Here is an 18442-nt window from a genome sequence, read left to right on the forward strand (position 1 = left end):
GCCGCCCGGCGCCGGGCCTTTGGGCGGCCGCCCGCCCGGGGCGGCTACTTCTTGCCGCCGTCCTTGCCCTTGTCCTTGTCGCCACCGGCGCCCATGGACTCGAAGATCTCCTTGCACAGCGGGCAGACCGGGTACTTCTTCGGGTCGCGACCCGGGACCCAGACCTTGCCGCAGAGCGCCACGACGGGCGTGCCGTCGAGCGCGCTCGCCATGATCTTGTCCTTCTGGACGTAGTGGGCGAAGCGCTCGTGGTCGCCGTCGCCGTGCGACACCTGCGGTGTCGGCTCTACGAGGGTCCCCGTACCTGCCCCGCGCTCGGGCTCAAGAGTGCTCATAACTGCCAAGGGTACTCACGCCCGCCGCGCCCCGGGAGCGTCGGCCCGCTGCCAGATGCACCACCAGCCCCAGGGCCGCGACCCCGGCCGCCGCCCAGGGCAGCGCGTCCGGCGCCAGCCCCGCCGCCAGGGCCAGCCCACCGAGCGCCGAGCCGACCGCGCTGCCCAGGTAGAGCGCCGAGTTGTTCAGCGCGAGGGCCACCGTGCCGCGCTCCTCACCTGCGGCCTTCAGCAGCCGGTGTTGCTGCGGCACCTGGAGCGCCCAGCCGGCCGCGCCCCAGGCCACCAGGGCGACCACCGCGCCAGGCAGCGCCGCGCCCGCCAGCGTCGGCAGCAGCGCCTGGGCGGCGACGATCACCAGCAGCACCCCGCCGACCAGCGGCCGCACCCGGCCGGTCCGGTCCACCAGCGGCCCGGCCAGCAGGCTGCCCAGCACCCCGCCAGCGCCCCAGGCCCACAGGTAGGGGGTGACCTCGTGGACGCCGCCGGCCGCGGCCAGCACCGGCGCGAGGTAGGTGTAGAGGCCGAGGCTGGCCACCGCGGCGAGGAAGGACACCGTGACGACCGGCGCCACCGCGCGGTCGGTGAGGGCCGTCAGCCGGGCCCGCAGGGGCACCGCGGGCCCCGCCGGCACCGACGGCAACAGCGCCGTGAGCCCGCCGAGCGCGACCGCGCCCAGCCCGGTGACCAGCCAGAGCGTGGCCCGCCAGCCGGTGTGCTCGGCCAGCAGCACCCCGATCGGCACGCCCAGTACGGTGCCGGCGCTCATCCCGCCCATCACCAGGGCCAGCGCCCGGCCCCGCTTCTCCTCGGGGACCAGCGCGGCGGCGGCCGCGGTGGACAGCGCGGAGTAGACCCCGGCGCCGCCGCCCGCGACGACCCGGGCGGCGAGCAGCGTTCCCAGCGAAGGGGCCAGGGCGGTCAGCCCGTTGCCGACGGTGAAGACCGCCAGCGCGGCCAGGATCAGCAGCCGGGGCCGCACCCCGGAGAGCAGCCCGGCGACCAGCGGCGCGCAGACCGCGTAGGCGAGCGTGAAGACCGTCACCAACTGTCCGGCCAGGGACAGCCGGGTCCCGACGTCCTGGGCGAGGACCGGTAGCAGCCCCGCCATCACATACGCGTCCAGGCCGAGGGTGAACGCCCCCAGCGTCAGCAGCCAGACCTTGCGCACCGCGCTCAACTCCCCTGGCCGGACCGGGGCCGGGGACCCTCCCCGGTCCCCGGGCGGACCACCGCCGGGAAACGTAGGCAGTCTCCGGATGCCCGCGGAAATGCCCGTGCGGAGCACTTATGCTGGGGCCGCATGAATGGTGTCCGCGGCATCCGCGACGACGACGGGACCGCGGCGCGGCCCACCCCCGACGACGCCCGGCACGGCGCACCCGCCGCCCACGACGCGCACGGCGCCACCGCCCCGGACGCCGATCCGCTCGCCGACCCGATCCTCGACGGCGTCGAACTCCGGCATCTGCGCGGCTTCCTGGCCGTCGCCGACGAGCGCAGCTTCACCCACGCCGCGGACCGGCTGCGGACCGGCCAGCCCGCGCTGACCCGCGCCGTCCGCGCCCTGGAGACCACCCTCGGCGTCCGGCTGCTGGACCGGACGACCCGCCACGTCGCCCTGACCGACGCCGGCCGCCGCCTCTACGCCGACCTCGCACCCCTCCTCCCCCGGCTCGCCACCGCGCTGCGCTCCCCCACCGGGCCGGCACTGCTGCGGCTGGGCTTCACCTCCCTGCTGCCGGCCGCCTGCCGCACGCTGATCGCGGACTTCGAGGCGGCGACCGGGGCCGGCGTCCGGCTCGTCCGCCGGGACACCCCGCTGGCCGGGCTGGAGAGCGGGGAGTCGGACGTGGCGGTGCTGCGCGGCGAGGTGCCGCCCGACGCCGGGCTGCGCACCGTCCTGCTGCTCCGGGAGCCGCGGGTGGCCGCCGTACCGCGCGCCGCCGCCCCGGGCAGCCTGGCCCGCCGCCGCGTCCTGGACTGGGCCGAGCTGGCGGAGCTCCCCCTGGTGGTCAACACCGTCACCGGCGCCACCCGCCCCGAACTGTGGCCCGCCGACCGGCGCCCCCAACTCGCCTGCACCGCGGGCAACTTCGACGAGTGGCTGGAGGCGGTGGCGGCCGGGCACGGGGTCGGGGTGGCCCCGGAACCGGTCGCCGAGCGCCATCCACACCCCGGGATCCGCTACGTCCGGCTGAAGAACGCGCCCCCGGTGCCCGTGCACCTCGCCCTGCCGGCCCGCGACGCCCACCCGCTGGCCGCGCGCTTCCTCACCCTGTGCCGCGGGCCCCGCCCCTGACCGGCGCCGCCACCGCCCGGCCGCCGCTACGCCACCACCGCCGGCACCCCGGCCCGCGCCCCGGCCGTCAGCCCCAGCTCGGCGGCGAACGCCAACGCGGCCTCCGGGCGCACCTCGTACCAGCAGTCCCGTCCGCAGACCGCGTCCAACAGCGCGGCCACGTCCGCCGCGCCGACCGTGCGGGCCGCGGCGGCCGCGACGAACGCGCGGACCTCCGCCACCGGGTGCACCTCGGTCTCCATCAGGGCCACCAGCCGCTCCGTTATCTCCTCGACCGCCGCCCCGCCGGGCGCCGCCCAGCTCATCGCCATCGACAGCCCGTCGTCCGGCAGCGCGGCGGGATACGGGGCGCGCGCCCAGCCGCCGTCCTCGTACCAGTAGACGAAGCCGAGGAGGTCCCCGTCGGCCTCGGCCCGGAGCTGCTCCCAGGGCAGCCACGCGGGACCGCCGGCCAGGAAGTCGACCCGCCGGTCGCCGGTGCGGGTGTAACTGCCGTCCGCGTCATGGCCGCAGAGCAGCGCGCGGCCGTCCTCGTACACCCGCAGGCGCCACCAGTACGCGCCGCCGCCGTTCCAGCAGTGCAGCCCCCGCGGTCCGACGGTGTACTCGTCCCCGTCGTCCGTGGCCGCGGCGACCACCGCCAGCGTCGCGGCCCGCGCCCACACCTGCCCGGGATCCGCCAGGTCCCCCGGCACGCTCGGCCTGTGCATGGTGCTCTCCCCCGTCCGTCCGGCGCGATCGCGATCCGGGTGTCCCCGACCCGCCCGGAACCGTGGTTCCGCGACGCGTCCGCGCAGCGTTCCTACCCCTGCGAACGATAGCGACGGGGTCTGACAGTCCCCCATGACGAAGCCGTCACAAAGCACGGGCCCGCCCGGCAACGCCCCGGCGGCCCAGCTCGGTTCGGCGACTCAGTTCAACGACGGATCGTCCGGGTACGTCGCCACCATCGCCAGCTCGTTGCGCTGCCGACGCAGCACGGCCCGCCACAACTGCTCGGGATCGGGCGAGGAGACGTCGCCCGGCTCGGACTCGACGACGTACCAGGCCCCCTCCACCAACTCGTCCTCCAACTGGCCGGGGCCCCAGCCGGCGTACCCGGCGAAGATCCGCAGGCTGCCGAGGACCGTGGCCAGCAGCTCCGGCGGGGCCTCCAGGTCCACCAGCCCGATCGCGCCGTGCACCCGCCGCCAGCCCAGCGGCTCGTCCCCGGGCCCGGCGCCGTCCGCGGCGCCCGCGGCCTGCGGGAACCCGTCGCCCGCGACGCCCGCGGACGCGCCGGCGCGGGTGCCGCTCCCGGCGGACGCGGCGCCCTCACCGGGCGGCCCGCCGGGCACCACGGCCACCCCGAGCGCCGAGTCCAACGAGACCGGGCCGCCCTGGAAGACCACGCCGGGCTCCCCGGCCAGCTCGGCCCAGGGGGCGAGGATGTCGGCGACGCCGACCGGGGTGGGACGGTTGAGGATCACGCCGAGGGAGCCCTCCTCGTCGTGGTCGAGGAGGAGCACCACCGCGCGGTCGAAATTCGGGTCGGCGAGCGCGGGTGTGGCGACGAGCAGCCGCCCTGTGAGCGAGGACACCTCGGTCATGGCCACATGATCCCGCACTTCCGCCCAGAAGGGGGAGTCAACGCCCGGACCCACCGGGAGAGCAGGGCAGGCGTACGGCGGCAGGCCCCGGCGCACGACTTCCGCCCCCAGATGCACCATTCGCGACATTCAACGCGTTCGCCACAAAAGGCCATTACGAATCAAAGGCGGACCGTAGCGGAGTGTGTTGTGACAAAGCCATTACACGGTGGAGACCGGGACACCGCCACGGGCACCCCCTCGGGCGCCCTTACCATTTCTCGTGGCCCAGTCCGACTCCAGGAACGCGAGATCCATGACCGTCTCTACTGACGACGTACTGCTTGTCCACGGCGGCACCCCGCTGGAGGGCGAGATCCGGGTTCGCGGTGCGAAGAACCTCGTCCCCAAGGCCATGGTCGCCGCCCTGCTGGGCAGCGGTCCGAGCCGGCTGCGCAACGTGCCCGACATCCGGGACGTCCGCGTGGTCCGCGGGCTGCTGCAGCTGCACGGCGTCACGGTGCGCCCGGGGGACGAGCCCGGCGAACTGGTCCTCGACCCCTCGCACGTGGAGAGCGCCAACGTCGCGGACATCGACGCGCACGCCGGCTCCTCGCGGATCCCGATCCTGTTCTGCGGCCCGCTGCTGCACCGGCTGGGCCACGCCTTCATCCCGGGCCTGGGCGGCTGCGACATCGGCGGCCGGCCGGTGGACTTCCACTTCGACGTGCTGCGCCAGTTCGGCGCCAAGATCGAGAAGCGCGCCGACGGGCAGTACCTGGAGGCGCCGCGCGGGCTGCGCGGGACCAAGATCCGGCTGCCGTACCCGTCGGTCGGCTCGACCGAGCAGGTGCTGCTGACCGCCGTCCTGGCCGAGGGCGTCACCGAGCTGTCGAACGCCGCCGTGGAGCCGGAGATCGAGGACCTGATCTGCGTCCTGCAGAAGATGGGCGCGATCATCTCCATGGACACCGACCGGACCATCCGGATCACCGGTGTCGAGAAGCTGGACGGCTACACCCACCGCGCCCTCCCGGACCGCCTGGAGGCCGCCTCCTGGGCGTCCGCGGCGCTGGCCACCGAGGGCAACATCTACGTCCGCGGCGCCCACCAGCGCTCGATGATGACGTTCCTGAACACCTTCCGTAAGGTCGGCGGCGCCTTCGAGATCGACGACGAGGGCATCCGCTTCTGGCACCCGGGCGGCTCGCTGAACGCCATCGCCCTGGAGACCGACGTCCATCCCGGTTTCCAGACCGACTGGCAGCAGCCCCTGGTGGTCGCCCTGACCCAGGCGTCGGGCCTGTCGATCGTCCACGAGACGGTCTACGAGTCCCGGCTCGGCTTCACCTCCGCGCTCAACCAGATGGGCGCCCACATCCAGCTCTACCGCGAGTGCCTGGGCGGCTCCGCCTGCCGCTTCGGCCAGCGCAACTTCCTGCACTCCGCGGTCGTCTCCGGCCCCACCAAGCTCCAGGGCTCCGACCTGGTCATCCCCGACCTGCGCGGCGGCTTCTCGTACCTGATCGCGGCCCTGGCCGCCCAGGGCACCTCCCGGGTCCACGGCATCGACCTGATCAACCGCGGCTACGAGAACTTCATGGCGAAGCTCGTCGAACTCGGCGCCAAGGTGGAGCTCCCGAACGGCTCCCTCCAGGACTGAGACCCCGCAGGCACCAAAAAGCGCCGCCCCGTCGCACCCCGGCGACCGGGCGGCGCTTTTTGCCTCGCCGCCAGGAGCCCCCGGCCGGCCCCGTGGCCCGTCACCAGCCCGAGGCCGGCCACAAGCCCCCTGAGCCCCCTGCACGGACACGAACGAAGGCGGCCACCCTCCGAGGAGGGTGGCCGCCTTCATGCCGTGGGAAGGGCCTTACTTGCCCTTGGCGGCTTCCTTGAGCTTGGAGCCCGCGGAGACCTTCACGCTGTAGCCGGCCGCGATCTGGATCGGCTCACCGGTCTGCGGGTTGCGGGCGGTACGAGCGGCACGGTGGGTGCGCTCGAAGGTCAGGAAGCCGGGGATGGTGACCTTCTCGTCGCCCTTGGCGACGATCTCGCCGACGGTCTCGGCGAGCGCGGCCAGAACGGCGTCGGCGTCCTTGCGGGTCACCTCGGCGCGATCGGCCAGTGCGGCCACCAGCTCACTGCGGTTCATGTATGTACTCCCGTGTTCTTCTTGCCAATGCGGCGTGAGATCGAAGCCGATGCTGCCAGGGCCCTCGAACGGCCCACGGAACGGGGTCCGTCCTTCAGCTCCCTCGCGCCTGAGGTCCCCCTGGACATTGTCCTGGGAGAGCATCCTGCCCCCACCTGCGGCGGTAAAGCCAATCCGGCACCCCTGGAGGGTCACCCGCCACCCTATGGGGGGCCCGCTGGGGGCAGGTCATGCGACGCGCCGGCTCAGGCACCCGTGGCGGCTGTCACAGCCTCGCCCGCGGCCTTCGCCGCGTCCCGCACCGCGCCGGCCACCGCGCCCGCGACCTTCTCGTTGAAGACGCTGGGGATGATGTAGTTCGCGTTGAGCTCGTCGTCCAGCACGACGTCGGCGAGGGCCCGGGCGGCGGCCAGCATCATCTCGGTGTTCACCGTACGCGACGCGGCGTCGAGCAGGCCGCGGAAGACGCCCGGGAAGACCAGCACGTTGTTGATCTGGTTGGGGAAGTCCGAGCGGCCGGTGGCGACGACGGCGGCGGTCTGCCGGGCGAGGGCCGGGTCGACCTCCGGGTCCGGGTTGGCCAGCGCGAAGACGATCGCGCCGTCGGCCATCTTGGCCACGTCGTCGCCGTCGAGGACGTCGGGCGCGGAGACACCGACGAAGACGTCGGCGCCGACCACGGCCTCCTTGAGGGTGCCGGTGACGCCCTCGGGGTTGGTGTTGTCGGCGATCCAGCGCAGCGCCGAGTCGGGGTCGGCGTCGACGAGGTCGGGGCGGCCGGCGTGCACGACACCGTGGATGTCGGCGACCACGGCGTGCTTGACGCCGGCGGCCAGCAGCAGCTTGAGGATGGCGGTGCCGGCGGCGCCGGCGCCGGACATCACGACCCGGACGTCCTCGATCTTCTTGCCGACCACGCGCAGCGCGTTGGTGAGCGCGGCGAGCACCACGATGGCGGTGCCGTGCTGGTCGTCGTGGAAGACCGGGATGTCCAGGGCCTCGCGCAGCCGGGCCTCGATCTCGAAGCAGCGGGGCGCGGAGATGTCCTCCAGGTTGATGCCCGCGAAGCCGGGGGCGATGGCCTTGACGATCTCGACGATCGCGTCGGAGTCCTGGGTGTCCAGGCAGATCGGCCAGGCGTCGATGCCGGCGAAGCGCTTGAAGAGGGCCGCCTTGCCCTCCATGACGGGCAACGCGGCCTTGGGGCCGATGTTGCCCAGGCCGAGGACCGCGGAGCCGTCGGTGACCACCGCGACGCTGTTGCGCTTGATGGTGAGCCGGCGGGCGTCCTCGGGGTTGTCGGCGATCGCCTGGCAGACCCGGGCGACGCCGGGGGTGTAGACCATGGACAGGTCGTCGCGGTTCCGGATCGGGTGCTTGGAGGACATCTCGATCTTGCCGCCGAGGTGCATCAGGAAGGTCCGGTCGGAGACCTTGCCGAGCGAGACGCCCTCGATGCCACGCAGTTGGGAGACGATCTCCTGGGCGTGTGCGGTGGATGTCGCGGCGATCGTGACGTCGATCCGGAGCTTCTCGTGGCCGGAGGCGGTCACGTCGAGGCCGGTGACCGACCCGCCGGAGGACTCCACGGCCGTGGTGAGCTGGCTGACGGCGGTGCCGCTAGCGGGAACTTCCAGTCGCACCGTCATCGAATACGAGACGCTAGGCGCCGTTGCCATGGCCGACTTCCTCTGCTTTCCCTGGTTTGGCTCTAAACGGCCCCGGGACTCAGGGGTGCCCGAGCCGGAGCGCGTCGTTCGATCGTCCCACCTACCAGCCGGTATACGGTAACCAGCCGCGAATTTCGGAAAGACTCTTCCACCATACGAGAGTTGACCCGTCGAGCGGAACCCCCTCCGCACGGCGGGAACCGGCCACGGCACCCCGGGCCGGCGGCGCCACCAGCGCGGATGCCGAGGGTGCCCCGATGGAAAACGACTGCGGGCGCCTCTCCCGTAGGAGAGGCGCCCGCGCCGTGTGGTTCATGACACCGACCCGCCATGCTCGCCTCGCGGCAAGTGGTCGCTCGTAGCGACGATGGTTGGGCCCGGGGGCTTGGATCGAGCCGGTGCCGCCACCAAGGCTAACAAACCATCCCGGCAAGCGAATCCCGTCTCGCACGCCTGATTTCGCAACCCCTCGTACGGCGGCGCGCCCCGGCCCCGGCCCGGTGGACGGGCGCTAGTCGCGCAGCAGGTCGGGGACGCCGTCCTCGTCCGGGTCGTCCGGGGTGCCGGAGAGCACGGTGAGCTGCTGGGTGGCGCGGGTCAGGGCCACGTAGAGCACCCGCAGCCCGGCCGGGGACTCGTCGGCGATCTCGGCGGGCGAGACCACCAGGGTGGCGTCGTACTCCAGCCCCTTGGCCTCCAGGGAGCCCAGGGCGACCACGCGGTCGCCGAGCCCGGCCAGCCAGGCGCGGGCCTGCGCGCGGCGGTGCATCGCGACCACGACGCCGACCGTGCCCTCGACCTCGGCGAGCAGTCGCTCGGCCTCGGCGACGGTGGCCCGGGCCAGTGCCCCGTCGGCGCCGCCGGCCGTGCCGTCGGCGACGCGGAAGCGCGGCTCCAGGCCGGTCGAGCGGACCGCCCGTGGCGCCGGGGTGCCGGGCATGGCCAGCGCCAGCACCTTGGACGCCAGCTCGGCGATCTCGGCCGGGTTGCGGTAGTTCACGGTGAGCGTGAAGCGGCGGCGCGGGCGGGTGCCGAGCGCCTCGTCGCGGGCCTCGGCGGCCTCGTCCGGGTCCGACCAGGAGGACTGCGCCGGGTCGCCGACCACGGTCCAGGTGGCGTGCCGGCCGCGCCGGCCGACCAGCCGCCACTGCATCGGCGTCAGGTCCTGGGCCTCGTCGACGATGACGTGGGCGTAGTCGGTGCGCTCCTCCTCCAGCCGCTCGCGGCGGCTCCGGCCGGTCGAGAAGCGGTCCGCGTAGGTGGTCAGCTCCTCCAGGCCGGTCAGTTGGTCCAACGGGTCGGCCTCGCGGGGGCGGGCCGGACGGGCCGGGGCACCCAGGATCTGCTGGAGCTCGTCCAGCAGCGCGATGTCGTGCACCGACAGCGGGCCGTGCCCGTCGTCGCCCACCCGCCGCAGCGAACGGGCCAGTTGGCGGGCCTCGCGGGCGGTCAGGAGGCGGCGGGCCCAGCGGCCCAGGCGGCGCTCGTCGGCCATCGCGGCCAGGACGCCGCGCGGGGTGAGCTCCGGCCACCAGGCGTCCAGGAACTCCTGGAACTCCGGCTCGGTGGTGAGGTCCTCGTCGAAGCCCTGGCGGACCTCGGCGGCCAGCTCCGGGTCCGGGTAGCGGCGGGCGGCGCCGGACTTCGCCCACAGGGCGTCCAGGATGAGCCGACGGGCGCGCGGGCGCAGGAGGTTGACCGGGGCGGTGCCGCCCAGCGCGGACTGCCGGATGGCGGTCAGCTCGGCCCCGTCCAGTTCGAGGCGGGTGCCGAACGCGACCACCTTCAGACGGGTCGGCGGGGTCGCCGCGGCGGCCGGGGCGTCCGCCTCGGCGAGGTCCTCCAGGGACAGTTGGGCGTCCTCCGCGGTACGGGCGCGCGGTGGGGCGGGGGCCGCCCCCTCCAACGCCCCGCGGGCCGCCTTGCGCAGCAGCTTGACCATCCGCGCCGAGCCCTTGATGCGGGAGACCGCCGGCGGGTCGTAGGCGGTCGCCTCGGCGCCCTCGACGAGCGAGCCGAGCGCCCGGATGGCGACCTGGCCCTCCTCGCCGAGCGAGGGCAGCACGCCCTCGGTGTAGGCGACCAGCAGCGGGGTCGGGGAGACGATCAGGATGCCGCCGGCGTAGCGGCGGCGGTCCTGGTAGAGGAGGTAGGCGGCGCGGTGCAGGGCGACCGCGGTCTTGCCGGTGCCGGGGCCGCCCTCGACCTCGGTGACGGAGGCGGCGGGCGCCCGGATCACCAGGTCCTGCTCGGCCTGGATGGAGGAGACGATGTCCCGCATGGTGTGGCTGCGGGCCCGGCCCAGCGCGGCCATCAGCGCGCCGTCGCCGACCGCCGGCAGCTCCTCGCCGTCCAGCGTGGCGGTGACCTCCGGGCGCATCAGGTCGTCCTCGACGCCCAGCACCTGGCGGCCCTTGGAGCGGATCACCCGGCGGCGGACGACCCGGCCGGGGGCGACCGGGGTGGCGCGGTAGAAGGGCGCGGCGGCCGGCGCCCGCCAGTCGATGACCAGCGGCGAGTAGTCCGCGTCCAGGACGCCGAGGCGGCCGATGTGCAGCGTCTCGGCGATGGCGGCGCGGCCGTCCTGGACGGCGCCGTCGGCGGGCTCGACGGAGGTGTAGGCGCCGTCCGGGCCCTTCTTGCCGTCCTTGCCCAGGAGCAGGTCGATCCGTCCGAAGAGGAAGTCCTCGTACTCGGAGTTGAGTCGGTGGAGGTGGACGCCGGCCTGGAACACCTGGGCGTCGCGCTCGGCGAGCGCCCCCGGGGTGCCGACCTGGCCGCGCTTGGCGGCGTCGTCCATCAGGAACTCGGCCTCGTGGATCTTCTCCTCAAGGCGTCGGTAGACGCGGTCGAGATGCGTCTGCTCGGCCTCGATCTCGCGGTCCCGAACGGAATCCGGTGTGTGGTCCGGTGCGTGCGTGGCATTGTGCGCGGCCACCCAAGCCCCCTTCTGCTGTGCGTAGGGCAGCCGTCAACCGTACGCGAACCAGCCACGCCGCGCACCTGGAGGGACGGACAAACACGGACGGAGCCGGTCGGATGTTGACGCCGGACGCGGCCGGGACGGGCGGGTCCGGTCATCCGGCGCGCCCAGTCCGGCGCCGGTGCCGGGCCACCCGGGCGCGGTTGCCGCAGACCTCGCTGGAGCACCAGCGGCGGCGCCGGCCCCGCGAGGCGTCCAGGTAGACCAGCGAGCAGCCGTCGCCCGCGCACTGCCGGAGCTGGCCGCGCGCCACCGGGTCGGCGAGCAGCGCGACGGCGTCCCGGGCCACGGTCGCCAGCAGCCCGGCGCAGTCCGGCGGTTGGGCCAGGACCCCGGTCAGCGCGCCGTCCGGGCCGCGGACGACGTGCACGACGGGCGGCGGGGCGGCGCCGGCCGCGGCGTTCAGCAGCGCCAGGTCGGACGCGGCGGCGCGGCCGAGGAGTTCGGCGCGGACCGCCCGGCCGAGCGGCGCGCGCAGCGCCTGGAAGCGGGCCACCCAGCGGGCGTCGACGCCGTCCAACGGGGCACCGGGCGGCACCACTTGGGCGCCGGCCAGCCAGGCGGCCAGCGGGGCGGGGCCGGTGAGCCGTTCGCCGGCGGCCGGGTTGCCGCCGGCGGTGGCCATCAGGTCCAGGCAGACCCGCCCGCTGTCGAACCGGAAACCGTAGGGGGCTGCCATGTGCCTGTCACTCCTCGGGAAACGGACACGGGGGATGCGGGAAAGGGGGCGGAGGGGGCGGAGGGGAGCGTTCTTAGGGTGCCCGGCCGCGCCGTCCGCCGGAACCCCACGGGCGGGCCGCACCGCGCACCGACCGACCCGCAGGTCGTCGGCCTCCCCTCGCCCGCCGACGCGCCCCCACTAGACGCCCCCACTAGACGCGCGCTGTAGACGTCAGGTGTAGACATCGAGCGTATACATGTGATGTATAGTCCGGCGGCATGTCCTCTCCGCTGCTCAAGAACCGCGCCAGCCTGACCCACAAGCTCGGTTACGCGGTCCGCAACCCGGCCCGGATCACCCCCTACCTCAAGCGCACCGCCCGCGACACCTGGCTGCGCCTGAAGCACCCCGACCACGTCGCGTACTACCGCGCGGTGATGGCCTCCGACGCCGGGCGCAACCCGGAGGCCGCGGTCGGCAGCCGCAGCCACGAACGCTGGCTGGCCCTGGGGGAGATGCAGTTCGACTACCTCGTGGAGCACGGGCTGCGCCCCGAGCACCGGATGCTCGACATCGGCTGCGGCAACCTGCGCGCCGGCTGGCGCTTCATCGCCCACCTGGACACCGGCCACTACTACGGCATCGACATCTCGCCGGACATCCTGATAGCCGCCAAGCGGACCCTGGCGTCCTACGAACTCCAGGACAAGCTCCCGCACCTGACGATCACTCAGGACCTGAAGCTGGAGTTCCTGCCGTCCGGGCACTTCGACGTCGTCCATGCGCACAGCGTCTTCTCGCACTCGCCGATCCACGTCATCGACGAGTGCCTGGCGCACGTCGGCCGCATCCTGGCCCCCGGCGGGTTCTTCGACTTCACCTTCGACCGCACCGAGGGCGCCGAACACCAGGTGCTGCGGGAGGACTTCTACTACCGGACGGAGACGCTGCTGCGGCTGGCCCGCAAGCACGGGCTCCAGGCGCGGTTCATGGAGGACTGGGAGACCCGGCCGCACGGCCAGTCCAAGATCCGGGTCACCAACCCGGCCTGAGGGAGCGGCCGTTGCCCTCCGCCCCCGTCAGCCGGCGCCGGTCGGGGCGTCGCCCGTAGGAGCGTCGGGCGCGAGCCGGTAGCCGCCCCCGGGCGCCGGGCGGATCAGCCCGGGCTCCCCCAGCGCCGCCCGTAGGTGCGCGACCGCGGCCTCCAGGTCGGCCTCCGTCGCGCGCTCGTCCCCGGCGGCACCCGGCAGCGCCCGCAGCAGGTCGGCACGGGGAACCGCCTCGCCGGGGCGGCGGGCCAGGGTGCGCAGCAGCGCCATCCCGGCGGGCGGCACCGGGCGCGGCGCCCCGTCCACCGCGGCGGTCCGGGCGCGGACCTCCAGCCGCCGCCCGGCGACCACCAACGGCCGCACCCGGCCCGGGAGTTCCCGACACAGCAGCTGCACCAACGGGCCGAGCCGGAAGCGCTCCGGCTCCAGGGTGGGCACGTCCAGCGCCGCCAACGGGGCCGCGGTCACCGGCCCCACGCAGGCGGCCGGCACGTCCCGTCGCAGCGCGGCCAACAGCCCCGGCCGGATGCCGCGTTCGGCGGCCCGGCGCAGCAGGGAGGTGACGGCCGGGGCGCTGGTGAAGGTCACCGCGTCCACACCGCGCGCCAGGACCGCGTCCAACAGCCCGTCCAGCGGCCCGAGATCGGCCGGCGGCAGCCACCGGTACACGGGCACCGGGACGACGTCCGCGCCGGCGGCCCGCAGCGCCCCGACGAACTCCGGCTGCGGCTCCCCGTGCAGTTGGACGGCGATCCGCCGGCCGGCGACGCCCTCGGCCAGCAGGTGGTCGAGCACCTCGGCCAGCGACTCCGAGGCCGGCGACCAGCGCTCGGTCAGCCCGGCGGCCCGGATCGCGCCGCGCACCTTCGGGCCGCGGGCCAGCAGCTCCGTGCCGGCCAGCCGGCCGCGCAGCGCCTCGCCCAGCCCCCAGTTGTCCGCCGCCGCCAACCAGCCGCGGAAGCCGACGGCGGTGCTGGCCACCACCGCGTCCGGCGGCTCGGCGGCCAACGCGCTGGTGACGGTGCGGAGTTCGGCGTCGTCCGCCAGCGGCACGGTGCGCAGCGCCGGGGCGTACACCACCTCGGCGCCACGACGCTCCAGCAGCGCGCCCAGCTCCGCCGCCTTGCGGGCCGCGGTCACCGCGACGGTGAACCCGTCCAACGGGCGCGCCGCCCCCTCCGGTACCGCCGGCCCCGGCCCGCCCGTCTCCTGCTCGTGCTCCCGCATCCCGGTCCGATCCGTCGCGCTCCGCCTGGCGTGGCCCGCCGCACCTGCGGACCCCGCGCCTGGTGCGCCAGTATTTCCGGCCGCCCGCGGGGCGCGCCGCCCGGGGTGGCGACGCGCCGTCAACGGGCACCGGGCGAGGGGGCGACCGTCCCGCCACCGGGCCGGCTCGGCCGCGGCCGGTCCGGGCCCCGGTCACCACCGGGCCCACCCCTCGTGCGGGCACCGGTCCGCCGCCCCGTAGACGCATCTGACCTGCACGAAACCTCGATCCGGCGCGGTGCAGAGGCATGCGGGGGGCCGCCGCGGCACGCCCGCGGCGTACGGGCCGGGGGTGGCGCGCCACCATGCACCACGCGCCCCTCCCCTTCACCCGTACGGGGTAATGGCACGTGCCCCGGACACTGCCAGCCTTTTAATCCGACGCAGGACGTAACCAGCCCACCACGCTCCGTCGTCGCTACGGGAGGCGCCTCCCGTAGCGGCGGGCGACCGTTCGCCCCTGCCAGGGCGCCACACCCGCCCCCGCAGGGATGCCGGGCTCCCGGACAACCGGAAGGAAAGGGATGCGATGCACCGATCACCCCAGCGGGGCGGGGATCCCCTCGGCCCCAAGCCGGGGGACTGCGGACGGCACGGCTCCTGAACCTCCCCCAGCCACCCACCGGTCGGGGCGCCCCGACCGCCGCGCGATCCCCCGCCGGGGCACTCCCAGCCCCGGCCCCGAGGCCCGTCCGGCCCAGCCGCGGCCGGACGGCCCCGGGCCCGCCCGTCGCCCGCCCCGTCGTGACGACCCGAGGCCAAGGAGCGGTCCCCGTGGACTTCCTGGTGTTCCCCGACCACCCCGTCGCCGCCCGGCTCGCCGCCGGACTGCCCCGGACGCCGGCCACCCACACCGTCGCCCACCCCTCCGGCCGCCCCTGGATCGTCGGCCACTGGCGGCGCGAGGAGCTGGTGACGGCCCGGGTCGGCCCGCGCTGCGCGATGCTGCTCGGCACCACCTCGGCCACCCCGGACGACCTGACCCACCTGCTGCACCGGCTGCGCGACCTGGACGGCCTCGCCGAACTGCGCCACGAACTCCCCGGCAGCTTCTTCCTGTTGGCCTGCACGGGCGCCGAGATCCGCAGCCGGGGCAGCCTCTCCGCGGTCCGCCGACTGCACCGCACCGTCCTCGGCGGCATCACGATCGTCGGCAACCGCCCGCAGGACCTGGCCGCGCTGGCCCGCGCCGCGGCCGCCGCCGGACTGCCCGGCGCCCCGCGCACCGGCACGGTCGACGAGGAGGCGCTCGCCGCCCATCTGCTCGCCCCCGGCGCCCCGTTACCGCTGGCGCAGCGCACCCCCTGGCGGGCCGTGCACGCCGTGCCACCCGACCGCTGCGCCGCCCACGACCCCGCCGGCCGCTACCGCGAGCTCCGCTGGTGGCGCCCGCCCGAGCCCGAACTCCCGCTCCCGGACGCCACCGAGGCCGTGCGGGAGGCCCTCAGCGCGGCCGTGCACGCCCGCACGAAACGGGCGACGCTCAGCGCCGACCTCACCGGCGGCCTGGACTCCACCAGCATCTGCTTCCTGGCCGCGCGCGAGGGCACCGAGCTGATCACCACCGGCTGGGAGGGCCGCGACCCGGCCGACGACGACCCCCTGTGGAGCGCCCACAGCGCCTACCGCCTCAGCCTGGTCCGCCGCGCCGGCCGCCACCTCTCCCTCCCGTACACCGACGCCCCCACCTGGTACACCCCGCCCGAGCACCCCGGGGACACCGACCCCGCCGGGCCGCTCGCCGCCGTCCGGGACGCGGCCCGGCTGGTCCACCAGGCGCACCTGGTCGCCGCGTTCGGCTCCCGGATGCACCTGACCGGCGTCGGCGGCGACGAGCTGTTCGCGCCCCGGCCGCTGGCGCTCAACTCCCTCGCCCGCGGCGACCTGCGCACCGCCGTCCAGCTGGCCCGCCGCGCCCGGCGGATCGCCCCCCAGTCGCTGCCCGCCACCGTGCGCACCCTCCTCGGCGGCCGCTCCTACCCCCGTTGGCTGGCCGCCGGCGCCGACCGGATCGCCCCGGGCGCCCGCCGCCGCCCCGGGGGCGCGGACTGGGAGGAGATGCCGGCGATGCCGCCCTGGGCGCACCCGGACGCGGTCGCCACGGTCCGCCGGCTGCTGCGCGAGGCCGCCGCCGCGGCGCCCGAGCCGTTCGACCCACTGCGCGCCCAGCACGAGGTGGCCGCCGCGGCCGTCCGGGCCGGCGAACGGGTGCGCGGCATCGACGCGTTGACCTCGGGCTGCGGGGTGACGTACGAGGCGCCGTTCCTGGACGACGCGGTGATCGAGGCGGCGCTGGCCGTCGGGCTCGCCGACCGGGTGCCGGGCGGCGGCAAGCCGGTGCTGGCCGCGGCGATGCGCGGCACGGTGCCCGGGCCGGTCCTGGGCCGCGGCCGCCGGCGCGCGCACAGCGCCGAGCTCCACGCGGGACTGCGCCGCAACCGCCGGGCGCTGGCCGCGCTGTGCGAGGACTCCAAGCTGGCGGCACTGGGCCTGATCCGCCCGGAGGCGCTGCGTCCGGTGCTGACGTCCCTCCAGCCGGACACCGGCGCGCTGCGGCCGCTGGACCCGACGTTGGCCGCCGAGTTCTGGCTGCGCGCGCTGCCGCCCCCGCAGGCGTACGACGCGCTCCCGTCACCCGCCGCCCGGCTGTCGGCCCCGGCCGCGGAGAACGGCTAGGGCGCGCCGGTGGCCGCCCGACGGGCGGCTCAGCCGGTCCGCTCGGTGGGCGGGGCCATCCAGACGGTCTGCTCGCAGATGTTCATCCGGGTCTTCTTGCCCTTCTCGTCCCGGACCTTTATCACCTTCTGGTGGTGGTCCCGCGGCGCGCCCACCACCACCTCGTCATTGCTGACCAGGCAGTCGGCCGGCGACATGCCGGGCCCGTGGTCCTTGTAGCGCAGGTTGGTGGTGACCGTGCCGCCGCGCGCCACGTCTATCGGCATGGTCCGGCCCTGCCCCTTGCCGTCCGACTCCGGCCCCTTGCCGACGTGGACCGCGAACGTGGGGAAGCCGTCGAAGACGCACGGCTGCGATCCCTTGTTGACGACCGAGAGGCGGGCCTCCCGGTGAGTGCTGTGAGGCGCCGCCTTGAGGACGGTGACCTTCCAGCCCAGGCCCTTGGTCCGGCAGTTGGCGTGCAGTGCCGCCATCCGCCCCGAGCCGCAGCCCGTCAGACCCAGCCCGGCGGTCACGGTCAAGGCGAGCGCGGCCGTCGTCGTCGCGAGCACGGAACGTCGCTGCACGACTCCCCCCTGTTCCATCCGTTCGTCCTGTTCGCACACATCGTTCACGCGCGATGTCCTTCCGTAAGGAAGGGTTTTCGGCGCCGTAGGTTGCCTGCATCCGGGGAGAGATATGCGTCACGTAAGAGTTTTCGCCCGCGGGACGGCCGTGCGCGGCCCGTCGCACCCCCGGCGCACGCCGGATCTTACGGCCCCTCAGCCCCCGCCGACGCCACCCCCATCGCCTCCGCGTCCACCGCCGGCAGCCACCACGCGCCACCGGGCAGCACCCGCCAGCCCTCCCGCGCGCCCAACTCCCGGGCGGCGTCCCGCAGTGCGGCCAACCCGGGATGCCGCAACCCCCGCCGCCACGCCATCCCCACCGGCGACAACGGCACCGGATCCACCAACGGCCGCAACACCATCCCCGGCACCTCGATGAACTCCGTACTCGCCAGCACCGACCAGCCCCGCTTGCGCACCACCCGCACGAACTCCTCCGCCCCCGCGATCTCCGGGAACGGCGCCGCCATCGCGATCCCCCGCCCCGCGAAGAGCCGCGCCGCCAGCCCCGTCCACTCCGCGGTCCGCGGGTTCCCGGCCGCCGCGTAGAGGGTCTCGCCGGCCAGCCCGCGCAGCGGCACACAGCCGGCGACGGCCAGCGGATGGTCCGCGCGCAGCAGCACCGCCATCGGCTCCAGCCGCACCGGCCGGTGGTCGAGCCCGGCCCGGGCCGCGGCCGACAGCCCCGCGAACCGCCCGAACGAGACATCCAGCCGCCCGGCGGCCAACTCCGCGGCCGCACCGGTCAGTCCGCCGTGGTACCGGGCGATCAGCTCGCAGCTCTCCGGCAACCGCCGCCGGGCCGCCGCCAGCACCCGGTGCGCGGTGCCGACCGGCGCCCCCACGTCCACCACCAGCGGCCGCCCCGGCTCCGACCGGAAGGCCGCGGCCAGCTCCTCCTGGGCCGCCAACACCCGCCGCGCGTACGGCAGCAGCCGCTCGCCCTCGGCGGTCAGCGCCACCCGCCGGGTGCTCCGGACGAACAGCTCGGCCCCCAACTCCCGCTCCAGCCGCCGGACATCGCGGCTGAGCGCCTGCTGGGCGACGTACAGCCGGGCGGCGGCCCGGGTGAAGTGCAGCTCCTCGGCAACGGCGGTGAACGCCCGCAGCAGCCGCGGTTCGATGTCGTACGGCACCGGCCCATCCTCACACCGGGCGCCCGCCACCACACC

15 protein-coding genes are annotated in these 18442 nt (G+C 75.2%); 4 read left to right on the top strand and 11 right to left on the bottom strand.

Annotated elements, in window-relative coordinates; translation table 11 throughout:
• Positions 1–44: 44 nt before the first annotated feature.
• Positions 45–335 carry a DUF3039 domain-containing protein gene (locus ACIQU6_RS12780; RefSeq protein ID WP_274915470.1) on the bottom strand — a complete coding sequence of 97 codons (291 nt, stop codon included), beginning with the start codon at positions 333–335 and terminating at the stop codon, positions 45–47.
• Positions 322–1506 carry an MFS transporter gene (locus tag ACIQU6_RS12785; protein WP_403481644.1) on the bottom strand — a complete coding sequence of 395 codons (1185 nt, stop codon included), beginning with the start codon at positions 1504–1506 and terminating at the stop codon, positions 322–324. The genes ACIQU6_RS12780 and ACIQU6_RS12785 overlap by 14 nt, the downstream gene beginning before the upstream one ends.
• 132 nt (positions 1507–1638) lie before the next feature.
• Between ACIQU6_RS12785 and ACIQU6_RS12790 the strand changes: the two genes are divergently transcribed.
• Entirely contained in the window at positions 1639–2637 is a 999-nt protein-coding gene (locus ACIQU6_RS12790) for a LysR family transcriptional regulator (RefSeq protein WP_403481645.1), read from the top strand.
• Positions 2638–2663: 26 nt separating this feature from the next.
• Here ACIQU6_RS12790 and ACIQU6_RS12795 read toward each other — a convergent pair whose 3' ends face one another.
• Both ACIQU6_RS12795 and ACIQU6_RS12800 read right to left on the bottom strand, forming a co-directional pair.
• Positions 2664–3347, bottom strand: a complete 684-nt coding sequence (locus tag ACIQU6_RS12795) for a hypothetical protein (protein ID WP_403481646.1) — start codon at positions 3345–3347, stop codon at positions 2664–2666.
• A gap of 201 nt (positions 3348–3548) precedes the next feature.
• The gene (locus tag ACIQU6_RS12800; RefSeq protein ID WP_403481647.1) at positions 3549–4226 is read right to left on the bottom strand and encodes a YqgE/AlgH family protein; all 678 of its coding nucleotides are present in this window, start codon (positions 4224–4226) and stop codon (positions 3549–3551) included.
• Positions 4227–4521: 295 nt separating this feature from the next.
• On the opposite strand from ACIQU6_RS12800, the gene murA reads away from it, so the two are divergent.
• On the top strand, positions 4522–5868 hold the full coding sequence (gene murA / locus ACIQU6_RS12805; protein ID WP_403481648.1) for a UDP-N-acetylglucosamine 1-carboxyvinyltransferase: 1347 nt from the start codon (positions 4522–4524) through the stop codon (positions 5866–5868).
• A gap of 207 nt (positions 5869–6075) precedes the next feature.
• Here the strand turns inward: murA and ACIQU6_RS12810 are convergent, their stop codons facing one another.
• The 4 genes from ACIQU6_RS12810 to ACIQU6_RS12825 form a co-directional block, all read right to left on the bottom strand.
• Positions 6076–6357 (bottom strand): HU family DNA-binding protein, encoded by a 282-nt coding sequence (locus ACIQU6_RS12810; RefSeq protein WP_071961969.1) that lies wholly within the window; start codon positions 6355–6357, stop codon positions 6076–6078.
• Positions 6358–6602: 245 nt separating this feature from the next.
• Positions 6603–8036 (bottom strand): NAD-dependent malic enzyme, encoded by a 1434-nt coding sequence (locus ACIQU6_RS12815; protein WP_274915460.1) that lies wholly within the window; start codon positions 8034–8036, stop codon positions 6603–6605.
• Between the two features lie 502 nt (positions 8037–8538).
• Entirely contained in the window at positions 8539–10965 is a 2427-nt protein-coding gene (locus ACIQU6_RS12820; protein ID WP_403481649.1) for a HelD family protein, read from the bottom strand.
• A gap of 139 nt (positions 10966–11104) precedes the next feature.
• Positions 11105–11689, bottom strand: a complete 585-nt coding sequence (locus ACIQU6_RS12825) for a CGNR zinc finger domain-containing protein (RefSeq protein ID WP_403481650.1) — start codon at positions 11687–11689, stop codon at positions 11105–11107.
• Positions 11690–11949: 260 nt separating this feature from the next.
• Between ACIQU6_RS12825 and ACIQU6_RS12830 the strand changes: the two genes are divergently transcribed.
• Positions 11950–12723, top strand: coding sequence for a class I SAM-dependent methyltransferase (locus ACIQU6_RS12830; protein ID WP_403481651.1), 774 nt, complete (start codon positions 11950–11952; stop codon positions 12721–12723).
• Between the two features lie 27 nt (positions 12724–12750).
• On the opposite strand, the gene ACIQU6_RS12835 is transcribed toward ACIQU6_RS12830, so the two are convergent.
• On the bottom strand, positions 12751–13947 hold the full coding sequence (locus tag ACIQU6_RS12835; RefSeq protein WP_403481652.1) for a uroporphyrinogen-III synthase: 1197 nt from the start codon (positions 13945–13947) through the stop codon (positions 12751–12753).
• Positions 13948–14760: 813 nt separating this feature from the next.
• Here ACIQU6_RS12835 and ACIQU6_RS12840 point away from each other — a divergent pair.
• Positions 14761–16662: an asparagine synthase-related protein gene (locus tag ACIQU6_RS12840; RefSeq protein ID WP_403481653.1), complete on the top strand. Its 1902-nt coding sequence runs from the start codon at positions 14761–14763 to the stop codon at positions 16660–16662.
• 29 nt (positions 16663–16691) lie between these two features.
• Here ACIQU6_RS12840 and ACIQU6_RS12845 read toward each other — a convergent pair whose 3' ends face one another.
• Positions 16692–17228: a DUF4232 domain-containing protein gene (locus ACIQU6_RS12845; RefSeq protein WP_403481654.1), complete on the bottom strand. Its 537-nt coding sequence runs from the start codon at positions 17226–17228 to the stop codon at positions 16692–16694.
• Between the two features lie 185 nt (positions 17229–17413).
• Positions 17414–18406 carry a LysR family transcriptional regulator gene (locus ACIQU6_RS12850; RefSeq protein WP_403481655.1) on the bottom strand — a complete coding sequence of 331 codons (993 nt, stop codon included), beginning with the start codon at positions 18404–18406 and terminating at the stop codon, positions 17414–17416.
• Between the last annotated feature and the right edge of the window lie 36 nt (positions 18407–18442).

Origin of the sequence: Streptomyces sp. NPDC090442, from assembly GCF_044769405.1 — a bacterium.
Classification (GTDB): domain Bacteria; phylum Actinomycetota; class Actinomycetes; order Streptomycetales; family Streptomycetaceae; genus Streptomyces.

Coding starts and splice junctions, on each gene's coding strand:
- ACIQU6_RS12825 (WP_403481650.1), bottom strand. CDS start 11,689: ATGGCAGCCCCCTACGGTTTCCGGTTCGACAGCGGGCGGGTCTGCCTG.
- ACIQU6_RS12800 (WP_403481647.1), bottom strand. CDS start 4,226: ATGACCGAGGTGTCCTCGCTCACAGGGCGGCTGCTCGTCGCCACACCC.
- ACIQU6_RS12835 (WP_403481652.1), bottom strand. CDS start 13,947: ATGCGGGAGCACGAGCAGGAGACGGGCGGGCCGGGGCCGGCGGTACCG.
- ACIQU6_RS12815 (WP_274915460.1), bottom strand. CDS start 8,036: ATGGCAACGGCGCCTAGCGTCTCGTATTCGATGACGGTGCGACTGGAA.
- ACIQU6_RS12830 (WP_403481651.1), top strand. CDS start 11,950: ATGTCCTCTCCGCTGCTCAAGAACCGCGCCAGCCTGACCCACAAGCTC.
- ACIQU6_RS12790 (WP_403481645.1), top strand. CDS start 1,639: ATGAATGGTGTCCGCGGCATCCGCGACGACGACGGGACCGCGGCGCGG.
- murA (WP_403481648.1), top strand. CDS start 4,522: ATGACCGTCTCTACTGACGACGTACTGCTTGTCCACGGCGGCACCCCG.
- ACIQU6_RS12780 (WP_274915470.1), bottom strand. CDS start 335: ATGAGCACTCTTGAGCCCGAGCGCGGGGCAGGTACGGGGACCCTCGTA.
- ACIQU6_RS12795 (WP_403481646.1), bottom strand. CDS start 3,347: ATGCACAGGCCGAGCGTGCCGGGGGACCTGGCGGATCCCGGGCAGGTG.
- ACIQU6_RS12810 (WP_071961969.1), bottom strand. CDS start 6,357: ATGAACCGCAGTGAGCTGGTGGCCGCACTGGCCGATCGCGCCGAGGTG.